The organism is Endozoicomonas montiporae CL-33 (assembly GCF_001583435.1).
In the GTDB taxonomy this organism is placed as follows: Bacteria; Pseudomonadota; Gammaproteobacteria; order Pseudomonadales; family Endozoicomonadaceae; genus Endozoicomonas_A; species Endozoicomonas_A montiporae.
Map to the genome: position 1 here is coordinate 1 of NZ_CP013251.1, position 19,533 is coordinate 19,533.

The window sequence follows — 19,533 nt, forward strand, 5'->3', positions numbered from 1 at the left end:
GTGCCCCTTGAGCTCTGGCAAAAATGCATAGATCTTCTTCAGGATGAGCTGTCATCCCAGCAGTTCAATACATGGATTCGTCCACTAAAAGTGATGGGTGATGAGCACGACTTATGCTTGCTGGCTCCTAACCGGTTTGTCTCGGACTGGGTAAAAGAGAAGTTTTTACCAAGAGTCGAGGAGATTCTTGATGAATTGACAGACGGGCAGCCTCCTGCTGTTGCCCTGGCAGTGTCCAATCGTCGGCCACAGTCTCTGAGCCGACGTTCTGGTAGCAGAACTTCAACGCCTGCCAGCAGTTCTCCATCTTTCTCTACTCAGTTTGCTCAGCGTTCAGTTGCACCTGTTCAGGAACCCCCGACACCTGCGGCGGCTTCAAAGCCTGCCTTGCTTAATCCTATTCAGAATCCTGCAGCCGAAAAGCAGCTGCAGGAGCGGATTGTCACTGAAAAGCTGGTGGATAATCTGGAATTAAACAGGGAATCAGAGCCTCTGTTGAGGCAGGAATCACTGGCTGTTGACCAGCCAGTGGCTGATGAACCTGTCGTTACAAAGCAACGAAAAGTAAACCCTCTTAAAGATCCCCTTAAAGAAACCAGGCTTGCAACGGATGAACCGGACCCTTCCAGAGAAATAATTACCCCGACTCGTCAGGTTGAGGTTGAAGGCTCCATCAAGCACAACAGCTCATTGAATACCCAATTTACCTTCGAAACGTTTGTCGAGGGTAAGTCTAACCAGCTGGCACTGGCGGCTTCCCGTCAGGTGGCTGAGAATCCCGGAGCAGCATATAACCCCCTGTTTCTATATGGTGGTGTTGGTTTGGGTAAAACACACCTGATGCATGCTGTAGGTAACTCTCTGGTGAAACAAAACCCCAATGCCAGAGTGGTTTATCTGCATTCCGAGCGGTTTGTTGCAGATATGGTAAAAGCCCTTCAGCTTAATGCTATTAATGACTTTAAGCGCTACTATCGGTCAGTAGATGCACTGTTGATTGATGATATCCAATTTTTTGCGGGTAAAGAACGGTCACAGGAAGAGTTCTTCCATACTTTTAACGCATTGCTGGAAGGCGGGCAACAGATGATCCTGACCTGTGATCGTTATCCCAAAGAGATCAGTGGTGTCGAAGAGCGATTAAAGTCGCGTTTTGGTTGGGGTCTTACTGTAGCGGTTGAACCTCCGGAGCTGGAAACCCGGGTGGCTATTTTGATGAAAAAGGCGGAGCAGCATCGGGTTGACTTGCCCCATGAAGCGGCCTTCTTTATTGCCCAGCGAATACGTTCCAATGTACGTGAGCTGGAAGGGGCTCTCAAACGCGTAATAGCCAGTGCGCACTTTATGGGGCGCAGCATTGATATAGACCTGATCAGGGAATCCCTGAAAGATCTTTTAGCCTTGCAGGATAAGCAGGTCTCTATAGATAATATTCAGAGAACAGTGGCAGAGTATTACAAAATCAAAGTCGCTGATATCTTATCCAAACGACGCAGTCGTTCTGTGGCCCGGCCTCGCCAGATAGCCATGGCACTGTCCAAGGAATTAACCAGTCACAGTCTGCCGGAAATTGGCGATGCCTACGGCGGTCGAGATCATACTACGGTGCTGCATGCCTGTCGCAAGGTAAAAGAGTTGACGGGTACAGATAGTGAGATCCGGGATGACTACAAGAACCTGTTGAGATCACTGACCAGTTAATGACTCTGGTGTGACAGCATCTCCACAGATTTTATTGAATTTGAGAGAAGAGTCTCAGCTCTTTTCCAGCTAGCAAGAGAAAGGAAAGCGATGAAATTTACCATTAATCGGGAAGCATTGCTGAAGCCACTGCAACTGGTGGCGGGCGTTGTAGAGCGCAGGCAGACACTACCAGTTTTGTCTAACGTCCTGATGGTGGTGGACGGTGATCAACTCTCCCTGACAGGTACAGACCTGGAAGTGGAACTGGTTGGCCGCGTTTCTCTGGATGATGTCACTGAAGGCGGCGAGATAACTGTTCCAGCACGTAAACTGATGGATATCTGTAAGTCTCTTCCTGAGAATGCCATGATTGAATTTTCTCAGGATGATCAAAGGGTTAAGGTGCGTGCCGGACGCTCACGCTTCACGCTTTCAACTCTGCCAGCCAATGAGTTCCCGAGTATTGAAGAAGAAGCGGGCTCTATGACCTTTACCATTGGTCAGACCCGTCTGCGTCGCCTTATTGATCGAACAGCCTTCGCGATGGCTCAGCAAGATGTTCGTTATTATCTGAACGGTATGCTGCTTGAAGTTAGTCAGAACCGCTTGCGGGCAGTAGCAACAGATGGTCATCGTCTGGCTATGTGTGCTGTGGATGCCGATATTAATCAGCAGGACCGGCATCAGGTTATTGTGCCCCGTAAAGGTATTCTGGAAATGGCTCGTCTGCTCACAGAAGGTGACGAGATGGTTCATGTCTCTTTGGGGGCAAATCATATTCGTGTCAGGACTGGTGATTTTATCTTCACTTCCAAGCTGGTCGATGGCAAGTTCCCGGATTATGATCGCGTAGTTCCTCGTGGCGGCGATAAGATTGTAGTTGGTGACCGTCAACAGCTACGTCAGGCTTTTCAGCGAGCCTCTATTCTTTCCAACGAGAAATACCGTGGCATTCGCCTGATCTTGAATGATGGTCTGCTAAAGGTAATGGCTAATAACCCGGAGCAGGAAGAAGCCGAAGAAGAACTTAGTCTGAGTTATCATGGCGATGCGATTGAAATTGGTTTCAACGTGAGTTATCTGCTGGACGTACTGTCTGTCATTTCCGGCGATTCAGTGAAAATTACTCTTTCTGACCCCAATAGCAGTGCACTACTGGAAGAGTCAGAAGGTGGTGACTCCACTTACGTTGTCATGCCGATGCGACTGTAATTCATTTATGAAGATGCACAATTCTCAACTAACGACAATCGTTGACGAGTCGCTGTTTTCTACTGAGGGTTGTGCATGACCATTCATAAATTGATGGTTAAGGATATCCGGAATCTGGAAGCCTTAACCATCGAGCCCTCTCCTTTTATAAATATTCTTTATGGCCTGAACGGCAGTGGTAAGACCAGTGTTCTTGAAGCTATTCATTTATTAGGTCTTGCACGTTCATTTCGCAGCAACCGGGTAAAGCCTGTTATTCGCAAAGACCAGCAAAAATGCACTGTGTTTGGTCAGGTTCGTCATTCTGGCAGCGCTGTGTTGAATGTCGGTGTGTCTCGTGCTTTGCAGGATGAGAACTTCCAGATAAGGGTTTCAGGTGAAAATCTGAGATCGACTTCTGCGCTGGCTCAGCACTTGCCGTTACAACTCATCAATCCTGATACTTTTCGTTTACTTGAGGGTTCTCCTAAAGATCGCAGGCAGTTTTTGGACTGGGGTGTGTTTCACGTGAAACAACGTGATTTTATTCCTCTTTGGAAGCGCCTGCAGAAGGCACTCAAACAGCGGAACAGTTTGCTTCGCCATGGTAGAATGTCCAGTTCTATAAATCGTTCTACCATTGCTCAAATTAGCTCAGAACTTCAGGTTTGGAATTCAGAACTGGTGAAGGCTTCTGAGGCTGTACATCAATTACGAGATGAATACTTTGAGCAACTTAAACCAGTCTTTCATGAAGTACTGAGTCAACTCACAGAGCTTTCGGGTATAAGTCTCAAGTATTATCGTGGTTGGGATAAAGAGCGCTCTTTTAGTGAGGTGCTGGCAGAAAGTCTTGAAAAAGATATACAGTCAGGATATTCACAGTCTGGCCCTCAGCGAGCTGATATTCGTGTGAGAATTGATGGCACTAATGCTATCGATACACTGTCGCGTGGACAGCTAAAGCTGGTTGTTTGTGCATTAAAGTTGGCACAAGGGATGTTGTTCTATCGAAAAACCGGCAAGCAATGTGTTTTTCTGGTGGATGATCTGCCGTCGGAGCTGGATGCTCCGCACAGAAAAGCCCTGTGTGCAATTCTACAAAATATGAAAACCCAGGTGTTTATCACCTGTGTCGAGCAATCTGCACTGGCTGATTGCTGGTTGCCTGAAGTCTATGTCAAAGTGTTTCACGTGAAACAGGGACGACTGGAGGCTAATGAACAGATCTATCCTGGGCGTGAGATTCGCCAGGCTGAATCGTTGGAGATAGAGCATGAGTGAACAAAACTACGATGCGTCCAATATTAAGGTGCTGAAAGGTCTGGATGCCGTTCGTAAGCGCCCTGGTATGTATATTGGTGACACCGATGACGGAACCGGTCTGCACCATATGGTGTTTGAGGTAGTTGATAATTCAATTGATGAGGCTCTGGCAGGCTACTGTGACCAGATTACAGTCATTATTCACCCGGATGAATCCATTACTGTAAAGGATAATGGTCGAGGCATTCCGGTTGATATCCATGAAGAAGAAGGTGTATCAGCTGCTGAAGTCATCATGACGGTACTCCATGCCGGTGGTAAGTTTGACGACAATACTTATAAAGTGTCTGGCGGTCTGCACGGTGTAGGTGTTTCGGTTGTAAACGCCTTGTCTAAAGAACTGAGAATGACTATTCGTCGAGGTGGACAAGTTCACCATCAGATGTATGTGCATGGTGTTCCACAAGAACCGATGAAGGTGATTGGTGAGACGGAGACCAGTGGTACAGAAATTCACTTTATTCCGTCAGAAGAAACCTTCAACAATATACAGTTCAGTTACGATATCCTTGCCAAGCGTCTGCGTGAATTGTCATTCCTGAACTCCGGTGTTTATATCAAGCTGGTTGACGAGAGAACAGGCAAAGAAGACGACTTTCGCTATGAAGGTGGACTAAGTGCGTTTGTTGAGTATCTGAATACCAATAAGACCAATATCAATAAGGTATTTCATTTTAATATCAACCGTGAAGACGGTACTGGTGTTGAAGTGGCACTTCAGTGGAATGATGGCTTTCAGGAAAGCATCTACTGCTTTACCAACAACATTCCCCAGCGTGATGGTGGTACGCACCTTGCCGGTTTCCGTGCAGCATTGACACGCAGTTTGAATGGTTACATCGAGCGGGAAGGCTTTGCCAAAAAGCAGAAAGTAAGCACATCGGGTGACGATGCCAGAGAAGGTTTGACTGCTATTATTTCGGTCAAAGTGCCGGATCCGAAATTCTCTTCCCAGACCAAGGATAAACTTGTTTCTTCCGAGGTGAAAACGGCAGTAGAGCAGGAAATGAGCAAGTATTTTTCTGACTACCTGCTGGAAAACCCTCAAGAATCCAAAGCGGTTGTTAACAAAATGCTGGATGCTGCTCGAGCCCGTGAAGCAGCCCGTAAAGCTCGTGAAATGACTCGCAGAAAAGGTGCTTTGGACATTGCAGGCCTTCCGGGGAAACTGGCGGACTGTCAGGAAAAAGACCCGGCGCTGTCTGAACTGTACATTGTGGAGGGTGACTCTGCTGGCGGTTCTGCCAAGCAGGGACGTAACCGCAAGACTCAGGCGATTCTGCCACTGAAAGGTAAGATCCTGAACGTCGAGAAAGCGCGTTTTGATAAGATGCTGTCTTCAGCTGAAGTGGGCACTCTGATTACAGCGATGGGCTGTGGTATTGGGCGATCTGAATTCAATATCGAAAAGCTGCGCTATCACAACATTATTATCATGACCGATGCGGATGTGGACGGTTCTCACATCCGGACGTTGCTACTGACTTTCTTCTTCCGTCAGATGCCGGAGCTGATCGAAAACGGTTATGTCTATATCGCTCAGCCTCCACTGTATAAAATCAAGCGTGGCAAACAGGAACAGTACCTGAAAGATGAGGCTGCACTCAGTGAATATCTGACTCAGGCTGCGTTAGAAAATGCCAGCATGCACGTCAATGAAAATGCGCCGGGTATCAGTGATGAGCCGTTGGAAAATCTGGTCAAAGAGTATCGTCAGGTGATTGCTGGTATTGAACGCCTGTCCCGCCTGTATCCGATGGATATCATGAAGGAGCTGATCTACATGCCTGAGGTGGAAGAAGCCAGCCTCGGTAATGAAGCCTTTATGAAGGACTGGACTGAAAAACTGAATGAGCGTGTTCAGCAGATTGATCTGGCAGGTCGAACCATTACCTTTGAATGTATTGAAGATCGTGAACACCATGCCTGGTTGCCGAAGGTGACTATTCTGGCTCATGGCATTCCCACTGAATACACTTGGAGAACCGATTTCTTCACTTCCGGTGATTATCGAGCCATTGTGAAACTGGGTAAGCAGCTGCAAGGGCTTCTGGAAGAGACCGCCTTTTTCCAGAAAGGTGAGCGTAAGAAAGAGACAACCTCTTTCGAAGAAGGTTTGGAGTGGTTGATGACTGAATCTACAAAGCGTGTTGGTATTCAGCGTTATAAGGGGCTGGGGGAGATGAATCCGGAACAGCTCTGGGAAACCACTATGGATCCGGATGTGCGCCGAATGCTGCGTGTGACCATTGAAGATGCCATCGCGGCTGACCAGATCTTTAACACCCTGATGGGGGATCAGGTTGAACCACGTCGTGACTTTATTGAGACCAATGCGCTCCGTGTGGCAAACCTTGACGTGTAATCTACTGCAAAGCTGATTGCCATAAAGGCTGTAAAGCCGGAGACTGGAAAGAGTCTCCGGCTTTTTTTGTATACTGCCTGTTCATACAACGGCTACTCATTTTACCTCTGACAGCAGGAATCGCTATGTACCAGTCACTTATTCGACAAGAACTTGAAGAAGCACAACAGGTGTTGGATCGTTTCCTGAACGATGAAAACTGCATTAATGCAATCAATGATGCAGCTAAATTAATTGCTGACTCATTTAAGACGCGAGGAAAAGTAATCTCTTGCGGTAACGGTGGTTCTCATTGTGATGCCATGCACTTTGCTGAAGAGTTAACAGGACGCTACCGGGATAATCGTCCATCCTATCCTGCCATAGCCATTTCTGATGTCAGTCACCTCTCCTGTGTCTCCAATGACTATGGCTATGACCATGTATTTTCACGCTATATCGAAGGCGTTGGCTTTGAAGGCGATGTTCTATTGGGAATCAGTACCAGCGGAAACTCCGGGAACATTATTACCGCCATAGAAGCGGCAAGAAAAAAAGGAATGAAAGTCGTTCTGTTGAGTGGTAAAGATGGTGGCAAGATGGCGGGTATGGCTGATGTTGAAATTCGTGTGCCGCATTTTGGTTATGCAGATCGAATTCAGGAAGTCCATATTAAAGCGATTCACATCATGATTCAGTTGATTGAAAAGCACATGGCGGAATAAGTATTTAGAGTAAAATGCGGCTTCTTATAATGAACAAGAAACCGCATTTTACAATCAGGCTACATCGCTATTATTCATTTCTTTAAGTGCGCCTTCTATCCACAATCTGGATTCTTCATTTAGCTGGGCAGGTGTTTTCCCTTCGGGCTTAATTTCATTACCGATGTGTACGGTAATCGTTCCAGGACGCTTTATCCACGAAGTATTTGGCCAGCAGCTGCCCGCATTATGAGCAATGGGAAGAATATTCTTATCAGTCTTGCGAGCCAGATTTATCCCCCCTCTTGAAAATTTTCCCAGCTGACCATTAGGAATCCGTGTACCTTCGGGGAAAATTAAAACCCAGACATTGTCTTCCAAAGCCCGCTTACCCTGTTCAACAATCTGTTGCAGGGATCGCCTTGGGTCATCCCGGTCTATGGCAATAGGCTTGGTCAACCTGAAGGCCCAACCAAAAAAAGGAATATTTAAAAGTGACTTTTTTACTACCTGAGTTTGAGGAGTAAACAGTGTTTGCAGGAAGAAGGTTTCCCACGAACTCTGGTGGTTACTGACAATAACGCAGGGGTTCTCCGGGATATTTTCCCTGCCTTTAACTTCCCATTTAACTCCGGCAATCCAGCGTGTCAGACCAATGGTGACATGTGCCCAGATTTTTACCAGAGCATGTCTTTTTCTGAAAGGAGCCAATGGCAAACCAATCAACATGAATGACGACCAGCCAACTGTCCATACAGTCAGGGCCAGATAAAGTAGAATTGTTCTTAAACTATATACGACAGCGGACATTTAATACCTTTTTCTATGTTGTCATGCTGATTGTCAGACGGGTTAGGTTAGGGGTAGGGTTAATAAGTGGTCTGCAAACTCAGCCAGTGATTCAAAAACCGGTACATCATCCAGTTCTTCCCCTTTTGCCAGAGTTCTCTTTCCTTTGCCGGTTTTAACCAGAACTGGCTGGCAATGTTTTCTTTCAGCACACTGAAGGTCCTTTAATGAATCTCCCACAAACCACGCACCGCTGGCAGACAGGTTAAGATCAAGTTCTATCTGTTCCACCAGGCCGGTTTCAGGTTTTCTGCACTGGCAGCCTTCATCGGGTGTGTGAGGACAGTATTTAATGCAAGCTATATGCCCACCCTGTGCCTGAACCAGACGGTTCATTTTATCGTGCATGGCAAATAATTCTGATAGTGGGTAATACCCTCTACCAATTCCAGACTGATTGGTTGCAACGGCGATGGTGAAACCGGCTTTACTCATTCTGGCAATAGCTTCGATACTGCCAGGCACCGGAATCCATTCATCAACACTTCGAATGTAATCGTCGGAGTCTTCGTTAATCACTCCGTCGCGATCAAGAATAATAAGTCTGGTCATGGGGTAAGTAGCTCTACCAATCCTGCTGGGCGTTTATAATACCTAAAAAAAGAGCGGCTGTTGCCGCTCTTTTGCTGTTCATCAGGACTTCTGTAACAACGAAATATCGGCAACGTGCAGGAACAGGCTACGAAGTTGCTTCAACAGAGCGTAACGGTTCAGACGAACCGCTTCATCTTCTGCATTGACCAGAACCTTGTCGAAAAAGTTATCAACAACATCCTTCAGTGGTGCCAGACTTTCCATTGCCTGACTGTACTGACGCTGTTCCAGCGCAGGCTGAACTTCTTCTTTCTTGTCTGCCAGAGCGGTAGCCAGAGTCTTCTCGGCTTCTTCGCTCATCAGGCCGGCATCTACGGAATCCGGAATCACCAGATCGCCCGCTTTGGCCATGATGTTGGAAACACGCTTGTTGGCAGCAGACAGAGCGTCAGCTTCAGCCAGCTGACTAAAGGCATGAACGGCTTTAACACGCTGGTTGAAGTCGAACGGCTGGGAAGGTTTCAGAGCCATAACGGACAGGAACACTTCCGCAGGAATGTTTTCGTCCTGATACCAGGCACGGAAACGTTCCAGCATGAATTTAACTACGGTGTCGGTCAGACCTTCACCGGCAGGCAGCTCAACCCCCTGAGCCTTGTAACCTTCGATGGAGTGATTGATCAGATCACGCAGATCCAGATCCAGCTTTTTCTCAACGATGATACGCAGAACGCCCAGAGTCGCACGACGGAGTGCAAACGGGTCTTTGCTACCTGAAGGTGGCTGCTTTATGCCGAAGATACCGGCGATGGTATCGATCTTGTCGGCAATCGCTACAGCGCAACCGGTCAGGTTGGAAGGCAGCTCGTCGCCTGAAAAGCGAGGCATGTACTGTTCGTTCAGTGCTGCGCAGACTTCTTCCGCTTCACCTTCAAAGGCACCGTAGTACTGACCCATAATGCCCTGCAGTTCCGGGAATTCCAGAACCATTTCAGAGTTCAGGTCAGACTTGCACAGTTCACCGGCACGCTTGGCCAGATCAGCCTGTCCACCTTCCTGTTCAGCGATGAACGCTGCGAGGCGGGCAATACGATCGGTTTTGTCGTAAACAGAACCAAGCTGCTGCTGGAATACGACAGGTTTCAGGTTTTCACGGCGGGCTTCCAGCGTAGTCTTCTTATCGGTATCAAAGAAGAACTTGGCGTCAGCCAGACGAGGGCGGATAACCTTCTCGTTACCTTCCACAACCTGAGTCGGATCTTTACTTTCAATGTTGGAAACGGTGATGAAGTAAGGCATCAGCTTGCCTTCTGCATCCACCATGTGGAAGTATTTCTGATGCTCTTTCATGGAAGAGATCAGGGCTTCGGCAGGGACTTCCAGGAATTTTTTATCGAACTGACCGGACAGAGGTACCGGCCATTCGTTCAGAGCGGCTACTTCATCCAGCAGGTCTTCATCAATAACCGCATTACCGCCAGCGGCTGCCGCGACTTCATTGACTTTGGTTTTGATGGTGTCACGACGTGCTGCAAACTCGGCAACGACTTTACCCTCTTCCAGCAGCAGGTTTTGATAATCAGCCGCCGCCGTGATGGTCAGTTCTTTATTGGCATGGAAACGATGACCTTTTGTGGTGTTACCACTTTTAAGGCCAAGGATTTCGCAATCAACCACTTCAGAACCCATTAACATCACCAGCCAGTGAACCGGGCGAACAAATTCTGCACGGCTTGCACCCCAGCGCATACGCTTAGGAATTGGCAACGCGTTAAGGGATTTTGAAACGATTTCAGGCAGCAGTTCGCTGGTCTGCAGACCTGGCTGAACAGCACGGAAAACCAGCCATGCACCTTTAGGTGTTTCCAGCTGTTCCAGTTGATCAACGGTAACACCGTTGGAACGGGCAAAACCTTCAGCGGCACGAGTCGGGTTACCGTCTGCATCGAATGCTGCTTTTACAGCAGGACCACGACGTTCCAGATTCTGATCCGGCTGAGCGGTTTCCAGACCTTTAACCAGCAGTGCCAGACGACGTGGTGCAGCGAAAGATTCAAAACCTTCGAAAGACAGCTGAGCGTCTTTCAGACCGTCGATGATGTCATTGGTAAACGCATCAGACAGTTTCTTGAGCGCTTTTGGCGGCAGTTCTTCAGTACCCAGCTCAACCAGGAAATCTTGTTTACTCATTACTTTTCCTCCTGAGCCAGTTGTTTCAGTGTTTCTTCTCTAATCTCGTCACTGGCCATCGGGAAGCCCAGCTTGTGACGAGCGTCGAAGTAAGCCTTGGCTACAGCGCGAGCCAGAGTACGAACACGCAGGATGTAACGCTGGCGCTCGGTCACAGAAATTGCGTGACGGGCGTCCAGCAGGTTGAAGGTGTGAGATGCTTTCAGAACGTATTCGTAAGCAGGCAGAGGCAGACTCAGTTCAACCAGACGGGCGGACTCGCTTTCGAAGAAGTTGAACTGATGGAACAGTTCTTTGGTGTCGGCGTGTTCGAAGTTGAACGTGGACATTTCCACTTCCTGCTGCAGGAACACATCACCGTAAGTGACAACACCCTGAGGGCCTTCTGTCCAGACCAGATCGTAAACGTTATCCACATCCTGAATGTACATGGCCAAACGTTCCAGACCGTAGGTGATTTCGCCGGTTACCGGGAAGCACTCAATGCCACCGACTTGCTGGAAGTAAGTGAACTGGGTCACTTCCATGCCGTTCATCCAGACTTCCCAGCCCAGACCCCAGGCGCCCAGAGTCGGGGATTCCCAGTTGTCTTCGACAAAACGAATATCGTGAACCAGAGGGTCAATGCCCAGCTCACGCAAAGAGTCCAGATACAACTCCTGAATATTGGCCGGAGAAGGCTTCATGACGACCTGGAACTGATAGTAGTGCTGCAGGCGGTTCGGGTTTTCACCATAGCGGCCGTCAGTCGGGCGGCGGCTTGGTTGAACGTAAGCGGCATTCCAGTTTTCCGGGCCGATGGCACGCAGGAAAGTCGCCGGGTGGAAGGTGCCTGCCCCCACTTCCATATCCAGTGGTTGCTGAATGACGCAACCCTGTTTGGCCCAGAATTGCTGCAGGGCAAGGATTAGGCCCTGGAATGTTTTGATGTCAGGCGTGCTTTGAGCAGTCACTTTACTACCTCATGGAGGCTTGAATACGGTGTATTGTCCCTGGATGCCCTGTTCGAAATTGCGAAATATTCAGTGTGAAAACACTGGAGGGCATGATTCCGGTGAGCCGGAAAGTGGGGATGAATTATCGCAAATAGGGGCGGATTATACCGGTTTATGCCGCAGAGTATAAGGTTGTGGATAAGATGTTAATTGATGTGGATAAGGTCATCGGGAGCTCTGCTTACCTTGAAGCAGAACCACTTAATCAATAGCTCGTCGTTCCCAGTTGCCTTTGGATTTTAGAATCTTTTTCTGGAGATCCTGAAGAATGATATCAGGGAATTTGTAAAAACCATCGAATTCTCCAGCCGCGTTTCTGCCGCTCTTTCGCCTGGATATATAGTCAAAGGCCTCATGCTTTGAATTAAAGGTTTTCAATCCACCTTTGCCAGGGTCAGTAAAAAAGTCCGTTTCGTAAGCAAAATTGTGAGGGTCATAGACAACATACTGGTAACGTCCGTTATCTAATTGTTGTCTGAAAACGCCATAAGCATAAGCACCCTGCCCGACAATAACCGAACTGGCTTTATTAAAATCGTGATTTTCAATTTCACTACGTGAAATGACTTTTGTGTCACTGCGATTATAGAGATGACCGTCACCTTCTTCCGTAGGAGAACCTTCTTCAGTACCAATAAGTGTGTAACCATTGTAGGCATCAGCAAAAGGTGGTGACTTGTAACGGTCAGTATCGCCTAACAGACTTTGAAGAATGATCGTTCCAAACCCGTAGCGCTTTCTGCACAAAGCCTGTCTGATGCGTTTACGCTGTTGTGGACTCTGAATATCAATCTGGTCTTCAATCGCATCAACCAGTATTGGAAATGGAACTTTAACGCCTGTTGCCATGAATATAGCCACCTGAAGCGAGTTAAAGCCGCAGGCCCAAGCTTCTATGTTTCCACCACTCCCGGCTTGAAGGTCCTTATAGGGCATGGTGTTATCAACCACTTTGTTTTTCAGGTAGGCAAAGGCTCTTTTAGCTCCAACTTCCGAATAGCCCGGGTATCCACCTCCACCGAGGTCTTCACCATCAAACGAACCCGCTCTGACCAGTTTGTGCTGATTGGTTGTCATGTCTTTCACAACAAGAATCTCATCACCGGGTAAATAGTCCCGGCTTGATCGTGGTTGCAGCTGTACCCTGAATTTTTTGATGACCTTATGATGACTGTTCGAATAGGCAATTCGCTCAAAATCGTTTAATTCTGTTTGTTGAATACTCATTGGAATATTTTGCAACCAGCTGGCATCTGCTCTTCTGAAGCCAAGATAAGCTTTTCTAAGATAACGAAGAGAAGACTCGGAACGACTGTTTAAGTCGTTCGCCACTTCATCAGAGATAAAACGTACTCTGTTGGTGTCAGCTTCATCCAGCTTAAATCCCCCTCTGCGATTTGTATCCGTTGGAATACCTGCTCCTTGTCTTTCCTGTTCCAGTGTAAATTCTCCACGAGTGTGGCTGGATGTGGATGAAGTCCCTGATGAGTGAGGTGGTCGAGAATCTGGCTTTGGAGCAATCATGGAACGAAGAGGAACCGCAAACTGCCGGTAATCAACAGCCGGTGTAGGAGCCCCTGTTTCATGTAAGGTTGCTTCGCAGGTGAGCAGGCGTTTTTCAGCGGAAGTTGCCTCATCAAACAAAGCCTGCTTTTTAACGCCTTTGTACTGATTATCCACTTGCTCCAGTTTATTGATCAGCTTGCGTTTTATCTCGTTGTACTTCTGTGGGTCCGCTTTTAAGCGTTCGTCGGGCGGAACCACACTGATCAGGGTTCCTTTATCGTTGTATGAAATGGAAAAGCCGAGGTCGGCGGGGATGATGCCTGCCGGGTTTTCATCCAGTTTTTTTAATGCGGGGAGATGTTTGATCAGGTTCGCCTGTGTCTGTAGCACACAGGTTGTGCGGAGCTGTTGTACATAGTTCGCTTTTGCCACCGCTTTAGCATTGATAGTGGGTGCGGGTGCGGAATTGGGATTGGAAGTGGAAGGGTGAATATTACGGGCTTTTAATGGTGTCTTCTTGAAATCTTGCTCTCTTCTCAGGGGTTGAGGCTGAGCTTCAAATGTCCTTCTTCTTTTTTTGTCGTAGTGATTTTCCTGTGAATAGGGGCGATATTCTGATGAATAAGGTGTGCTGCCTGATGGCGGCTTATGATCAATGGGCATGTTGTAAGCCGCCTGATTGGAGATTTGGTGGTTTTTTCTAAGCTATGTAGATTTATCGGTTAGGCGAAAATTAAAATTAGATTCCACGAGGTTGAAGAGAAAAGGCTGGAGGGCGGCAGCAGCATAAGACTGCTGCCGATAAACGTCAGTAGCGCCAGAACACCGGAGTGAACAACACCAGAAGGGTAAATATTTCCAGCCGTCCCAACAGCATGGCAAAGGTCAGAATCCATTTGGCAGCATCGGGCAGGGTCTGATAGTTCGAATACGCATCACCGAGTGCCGGGCCCAGATTGTTCAGACAGGAAGCAACGGTAGTAAAGGCGGTGACAATATCCAGCCCCGTTGCCATCAACAGCAAAAACATCACGACCAGCAGGAAAACATAAGTGGCAAAGAATCCCCACACGGCTTCACCGACTCGGCTATTAACAGGTTGGCCGCCCAGTTTGATAGTAAGAATCGCATTGGGGTGAACCAGACGATACAGTTCCCGTACACCCTGTTTAAAAATCAGCATAATTCGAACCACTTTCATACCGCCTGCTGTTGAGCCGGCACACCCCCCCACAAAGCTGGTAATGAACAGCAACAGTGGTAAAAAGGTGGGCCAGACAGAAAAGCCGGTGGTTGAATACCCTGTTGTTGTGGCAATGGAAACCACTTCAAACAGCCCGTACTCGAAAGAGGTCCAGAAGCCATAAGTGTTGGAGGCGTAGAGTGTAAACACTGTGATTAAGGCGACCGTGGAAAGTATCAGTACATAGCCTTTTACTTCAGAGTCTTTGAAATAATGCGAAGCCGTTTTGTTTCTCCATGCGAAAAAATGCAGCGCAAAGTTAATGCCCGCAAAGAACATAAAGAATGTGGTCATCGCATTGATCAGAGGCGATTGAAAATACCCGATACTGGCATCGTGTGTGGAAAAGCCGCCAATGGCAATGGTCGAGAAACTATGACTTATCGCGTCAAACCAGTCCATACCGGCGAGTTTGTACCCAATGGCACAAGTCACTGTTAGAGCAACATAGAGTGTCCAGAGCGCCTTGGCGGTTTCCTTGATTCTTGGCGTCAGCTTTGAGTCTTTAACAGGGCCTGGCGTTTCAGTGCGATACAGCTGCATGCCGCCAATACCCAGCATAGGCATAATAGCGACCGCCAGAACAATGATGCCCATCCCGCCAAACCATTGAATCTGCTGACGGTAAAACAGAATTGAACGAGGCATGTCGTCCAGCCCGGTCAGAATCGTCGCCCCGGTTGTGGTCAGTCCTGACATTGATTCAAAAATGGCATCGGTTATTGATAATGAGGGTGCATCCATCATCAGAAAAGGCAAAGAACCCACCAGTCCAAGTACCAGCCAGAACAGGACCGTGATAACAAAACCGTCCCGGGTTTTCATATTCCCCCGAACCTTGCGGTACGGCAGCCACATCGACATACCGCCCAGCAGGGTCAGAAAAAACGTGTAGATAAAAAGAGAAATCTCGGCCTCGCCGTAAATCAACCCGACAATCATGGGCGGAATATTCGACAGACTGAATACCATTAATAGGAAGCCCAGAACGGGCATGACGACTGAAAGTTGCATACAACCCCTGTTTTTAATTGTCTTGCTGCCTTGCAAGGGTCTGACAGGAACTCGTTACCATTATTCCTTGTTGTCAGACCCGCAGGGCATTGAATATTTCAATGCCCTAATCGGCGCAATCTATGCGCCGGTATTTTGTTGTAATAAGTATTAATGTCCTATATGGATAATCCGCATATAGCATTCTTGTTTTGGCTCAAATCAAAAGAATCCAAGACCAACCTGAAACAGTCGCTCTACTTCATGGATACGCTTCTTGTTGGTCAAAAACAGAATGATATGGTCGCCAGACTCAATACGTGTCGTGTCGTGTGCAATCAACACTTCATCGTTACGGACAATCGCTCCAATCGTTGTTCCCGGAGGCAGCTCAACTTCCTGGACAGTGCGACCTACCACCTTTGAGGAACTTTCATCGCCATGGGCAATGGCTTCCATGGCTTCGGCAGCTCCACGACGCAAAGAATGTACATTGACCACATCGCCTTTTCGGACATGTTTCAGCAGGCTACCAATAGTGGCAAGCTGAGGAGAGAGTGCAATATCAATTTCCCCGCCCTGAACCAGATCGACGTAAGCAGGGTTGTTAATAAGCGCCATCACCTTGCGGGCACCAAGACGTTTGGCGAGCATTGCAGCCATTACGTTAGCTTCGTCGTCATTGGTCAATGCACAGAAAACATCGGTTTCCTCAATATTTTCAGCAATCAGCAATTCTTTGTCGGAAGCGTTACCGTTAAACACCATGGCTTTGGTCAGGGTTTCTGAGAGGAACTGGCAACGAGACATGCTGCGTTCAATGATTTTAACCTTGAAGTCATTCTCGGCCGACTGCGCCAGCCGCAAACCGATATTACCACCACCGGCAATGATGATGCGTTTATAGTCATCATCCAAACGTTGCATCTCACTCATTACATCGCGAATGTGGCGGCGGTCAGCAATAAAAAAGACTTCATCGTCGGCTTCCAGAACAGTGGTTCCCTTGGGCATAATCGCCTGACCACGACGAAAGATGGCAGCGACACGGCTTTCGACGTTAGGCATATGCTCTTTCAGATAACGCAGCTCTTGGCCTACCAGAGGACCACCGTAATAGGCTTTCATGGCAACCAACTGTGCACGACCTCCGGCAAAGTCCAGAACCTGCAACGCGCCCGGACGCTCTAGCAAGCGCCTTATATAGTTGGTAACGACTTGCTCAGGGCTGATCAGTACATCCACAGGAAGGGCATCGTCGCCAAACAGGTTGTCCCTGCTCAGGTAGGCTGCCTGACGGATTCGGGCAATTTTGGACGGTGTGTGAAACATGGTGTAGGCAATCTGGCATGCGACCATATTAACCTCATCACTGTTCGTGACAGCAACCAGCATATCCGCTTCATCGGCCCCGGCCTGCTTGAGCACGGAAGGGAAAGAGGCCATTCCCTGAATGGTGCGAATATCAATTCTGTCCTGCAGTTCCCGGAGTCGTTCAGCATTGGTATCGACTACGGTAATGTCGTTTTCCTCGCTGGCAAGATTCTCAGCGAGAGTACCTCCGACCTGACCTGCCCCAAGAATGATAATCTTCATGAATCAGTATCCTTGACTGCCTATGCCTGTTTCTGTATCAGGCTGTAAAAGAATCCATCCCCGCTACCGGGGAAAATCTGTCGTCCAAACCCTGTGTCATGGCCCCAGCTGGCTTCAATCGGTTGCAGGGAAGCATCGTGATGATTATTCAGAAAAGCTTCAACCTGTTTGCTGTTTTCCGCAGGCATGACTGAACAGGTAGCGTATAACAGAGTGCCGCCCGGTTTAAGCAGTGTCCACATCGTATTGAAAATACGTTGCTGCAGATCTGCCAGAGCATCAATGTCTTCTGGTTGACGCAGAAGTTTTATATCCGGGTGACGACGTATAACGCCGGTGGCAGAACAGGGAGCGTCCAGCAGGATATGATCATAGAGTTGTTTGTCCCACCATTGTTCAGGCAGGGTGCCATCGCCCTGCATAAGACGAGCGTTTAAACCTATGCGGTCGAGATTTTCCTGAACCCTTGCCAGACGCTTTTCATCCACATCCAGAGCATCCAGTTCAATACCGTCGTTCAGTTCGAGCAGGTGGCAGGTTTTGCCACCCGGCGCGCAACAGGCATCCAGAACCCTGTCGCCGGGTTTTGTCTCGATCAGAACACCTGCCAGCTGTGCAGATTCATCCTGAACACTGACCCAGCCCTCGGAAAAGCCGGGAAGCAGATCCACAGAAACCGGTTTTGCCAGGGTGATAGCCTGAGGAGCAACAGACGATGGCGATGCCTGAATACAGTGGTCCAGCAGTTTTTTCAGGTAACGGTCACGGGATAGATGCTTTTCATTGACCCGAATAGTCATGGGAGGCTGTTTATTATTTGCTGTGAGAATGGTTTCCCAATGTTCAGGCCAGCCTTTTTTCAGCTTTCCGATTAACCATGCAGGATGAGCAGTGGCACAGGTTTCATCGAAACTTTCGCTGTTTGGCACATCCATGCTGTTCAGTTCATCGGTGTTGCGCTGGGCGTTGCGTAAAACACCGTTTACCAATCCCCTCGCCCAGGCTTTACCCATACTGCGGGTCACCTGAACGGTTTCACCGATGGCGGCATGGGCTGGAATGCGGGTGTAAAACAACTGGTATAAACCCACCAGAATCAGGCTGTGAACCACCTGTTCTTTCTTTTTCAGCGGTTTGTCCACCAATTTGTTCAGCCAGGCGCTGAGACGGAAGTAGTAGCGCAGGGTGCCGTAACTGAGTTCTGCCAACAAAGGCTGATCCTTTTTGGGCAGAGTTTCCTGCAGGTCAGGCAACACCTGACTCAAGGATTCACCGGAAACTACACGGGTGACAGCCGTAGCAGCTGCCAGCCTTACTGAAGATTGTCTGGCCATTAGTTGAACCGTTTTCCGACAGTAAACAGCTCTTTCTTGCTGTTTAGCAGATCACTGACAGCCATGGCTTTACTGCCGGGAAGCTGTACTTTGGTCACTCGAAGGATACCCTGTTGGCAGGCAATATCCAGCCCTTCCTTATCGGCTTTGAGAAGTGCTCCCGGTTCTTTGTCAGAATGACTCTGCACATCCTCACGGGCTACCGCAGCTTCCCAGACCCTGATCGTCAGGCCATCAAATTCGGCGGTTGCAACCGGCCAGGGATTAAAGGCGCGAACCAAATTGTGGAGTTCACCGGCTGTTTTGCTCCAGTCGATTTGTGCTTCTTCCTTGCTCATCTTGTGGGCGTAGCAGGCCAGGTTGTCGTCCTGCTTTTCTGGTTCCAGAGTGCCTTCTGCAATCGCATGAACGGCTTCAACCAGTGCCGGTTGGCCCACTTCAATAAGGCGATCATGCAGATCTGAAGAAGTATCAGTGGTGTTGATCGGACAATAAGCTTTGATCAGCATATTACCGGTATCAAGGCCTGCATCCATTTGCATAATGGTCACACCGGACTCTTCATCGCCTGCGGCAATGGCACGTTGAATCGGCGCGGCACCGCGCCAGCGAGGCAGGATGGAACCATGAACGTTGATACAACCGTGCTTTGGGGTATCCAGAACGACTTGCGGCAAAATCAGACCATACGCCACAACAATCATCAGATCGGCACCCAGGTCAGCCAGTTCTTGCTGGACAGTTTCATCACGCAGGGTTTTAGGCTGATAAACAGGGATGCTGTGCTGCAAGGCCAGCTCTTTTACCGGGCTTGGTTTCAGTTTGCGGCCACGACCCGCCGGACGATCAGGCTGAGTGTAGACAGCAATGACTTCATGATGCGTATCGAGCACTGCTTGCAGATGCGCACTGGCAAAATCCGGCGTACCGGCAAAGACGATTTTCAGGCTTTTCATTTCGATATTCGGGACTTATACCAATTCCCTCTTCTAAACATGAATTGCGCAGCCATTTCAAACCACTGGCTCTGCGTCAGAACTCCACG

14 protein-coding genes are annotated in these 19,533 nt (G+C 48.5%); 5 read left to right on the forward strand and 9 right to left on the reverse strand.

The genetic code is table 11. The features are described from left to right. The 5 genes from dnaA (at window position 1) to lpcA (ending at window position 7,269) form a co-directional block, all read left to right on the forward strand. Window positions 1–1,701, forward strand: coding sequence for a chromosomal replication initiator protein DnaA (gene dnaA, locus EZMO1_RS00005; protein ID WP_034878972.1), 1,701 nt, complete (start codon window positions 1–3; stop codon window positions 1,699–1,701). Window positions 1,702–1,791: 90 nt separating this feature from the next. Further along, window positions 1,792–2,895: a DNA polymerase III subunit beta gene (gene dnaN / locus EZMO1_RS00010; RefSeq protein ID WP_034878973.1), complete on the forward strand. Its 1,104-nt coding sequence runs from the start codon at window positions 1,792–1,794 to the stop codon at window positions 2,893–2,895. Between the two features lie 75 nt (window positions 2,896–2,970). Further along, window positions 2,971–4,158 (forward strand): DNA replication/repair protein RecF, encoded by a 1,188-nt coding sequence (recF, locus tag EZMO1_RS00015; protein WP_034878974.1) that lies wholly within the window; start codon window positions 2,971–2,973, stop codon window positions 4,156–4,158. Then, window positions 4,151–6,565, forward strand: coding sequence for a DNA topoisomerase (ATP-hydrolyzing) subunit B (gene gyrB, locus EZMO1_RS00020; protein ID WP_034878976.1), 2,415 nt, complete (start codon window positions 4,151–4,153; stop codon window positions 6,563–6,565). Before recF ends, gyrB begins: the two co-directional genes overlap by 8 nt. A gap of 125 nt (window positions 6,566–6,690) precedes the next feature. Next, on the forward strand, window positions 6,691–7,269 hold the full coding sequence (gene lpcA, locus EZMO1_RS00025; protein ID WP_034878977.1) for a D-sedoheptulose 7-phosphate isomerase: 579 nt from the start codon (window positions 6,691–6,693) through the stop codon (window positions 7,267–7,269). 54 nt (window positions 7,270–7,323) lie between these two features. On the opposite strand, the gene EZMO1_RS00030 is transcribed toward lpcA, so the two are convergent. From EZMO1_RS00030 to fmt, 9 genes are all read right to left on the reverse strand, one after another. After that, a complete protein-coding gene (locus EZMO1_RS00030; RefSeq protein WP_034878978.1) occupies window positions 7,324–8,058 on the reverse strand; it encodes a lysophospholipid acyltransferase family protein in 735 nt (244 codons plus the stop codon). A 42-nt stretch (window positions 8,059–8,100) separates the two neighbouring features. Continuing rightward, window positions 8,101–8,649: a D-glycero-beta-D-manno-heptose 1,7-bisphosphate 7-phosphatase gene (gene gmhB / locus EZMO1_RS00035; protein WP_034878979.1), complete on the reverse strand. Its 549-nt coding sequence runs from the start codon at window positions 8,647–8,649 to the stop codon at window positions 8,101–8,103. Between the two features lie 81 nt (window positions 8,650–8,730). Next, on the reverse strand, window positions 8,731–10,821 hold the full coding sequence (gene glyS, locus EZMO1_RS00040; RefSeq protein ID WP_034878980.1) for a glycine--tRNA ligase subunit beta: 2,091 nt from the start codon (window positions 10,819–10,821) through the stop codon (window positions 8,731–8,733). Further along, complete coding sequence (gene glyQ, locus EZMO1_RS00045) at window positions 10,821–11,774, reverse strand: glycine--tRNA ligase subunit alpha (RefSeq protein WP_051790564.1); 954 nt, start codon at window positions 11,772–11,774, stop codon at window positions 10,821–10,823. Before glyQ ends, glyS begins: the two co-directional genes overlap by 1 nt. Window positions 11,775–12,017: 243 nt before the next feature. Continuing rightward, window positions 12,018–13,985, reverse strand: a complete 1,968-nt coding sequence (locus tag EZMO1_RS00050) for a hypothetical protein (protein ID WP_034878981.1) — start codon at window positions 13,983–13,985, stop codon at window positions 12,018–12,020. A 145-nt stretch (window positions 13,986–14,130) separates the two neighbouring features. Next, the gene (locus EZMO1_RS00055) at window positions 14,131–15,579 is read right to left on the reverse strand and encodes a TrkH family potassium uptake protein (protein ID WP_034878982.1); all 1,449 of its coding nucleotides are present in this window, start codon (window positions 15,577–15,579) and stop codon (window positions 14,131–14,133) included. Between the two features lie 201 nt (window positions 15,580–15,780). Further along, entirely contained in the window at window positions 15,781–17,154 is a 1,374-nt protein-coding gene (gene trkA / locus EZMO1_RS00060; protein ID WP_034878984.1) for a Trk system potassium transporter TrkA, read from the reverse strand. 20 nt (window positions 17,155–17,174) lie between these two features. Next, window positions 17,175–18,488, reverse strand: coding sequence for a 16S rRNA (cytosine(967)-C(5))-methyltransferase RsmB (gene rsmB, locus EZMO1_RS00065; protein ID WP_034878985.1), 1,314 nt, complete (start codon window positions 18,486–18,488; stop codon window positions 17,175–17,177). Beyond that, window positions 18,488–19,444 carry a methionyl-tRNA formyltransferase gene (gene fmt / locus EZMO1_RS00070; protein WP_034878986.1) on the reverse strand — a complete coding sequence of 319 codons (957 nt, stop codon included), beginning with the start codon at window positions 19,442–19,444 and terminating at the stop codon, window positions 18,488–18,490. Before fmt ends, rsmB begins: the two co-directional genes overlap by 1 nt. Window positions 19,445–19,533: the final 89 nt, after the last annotated feature.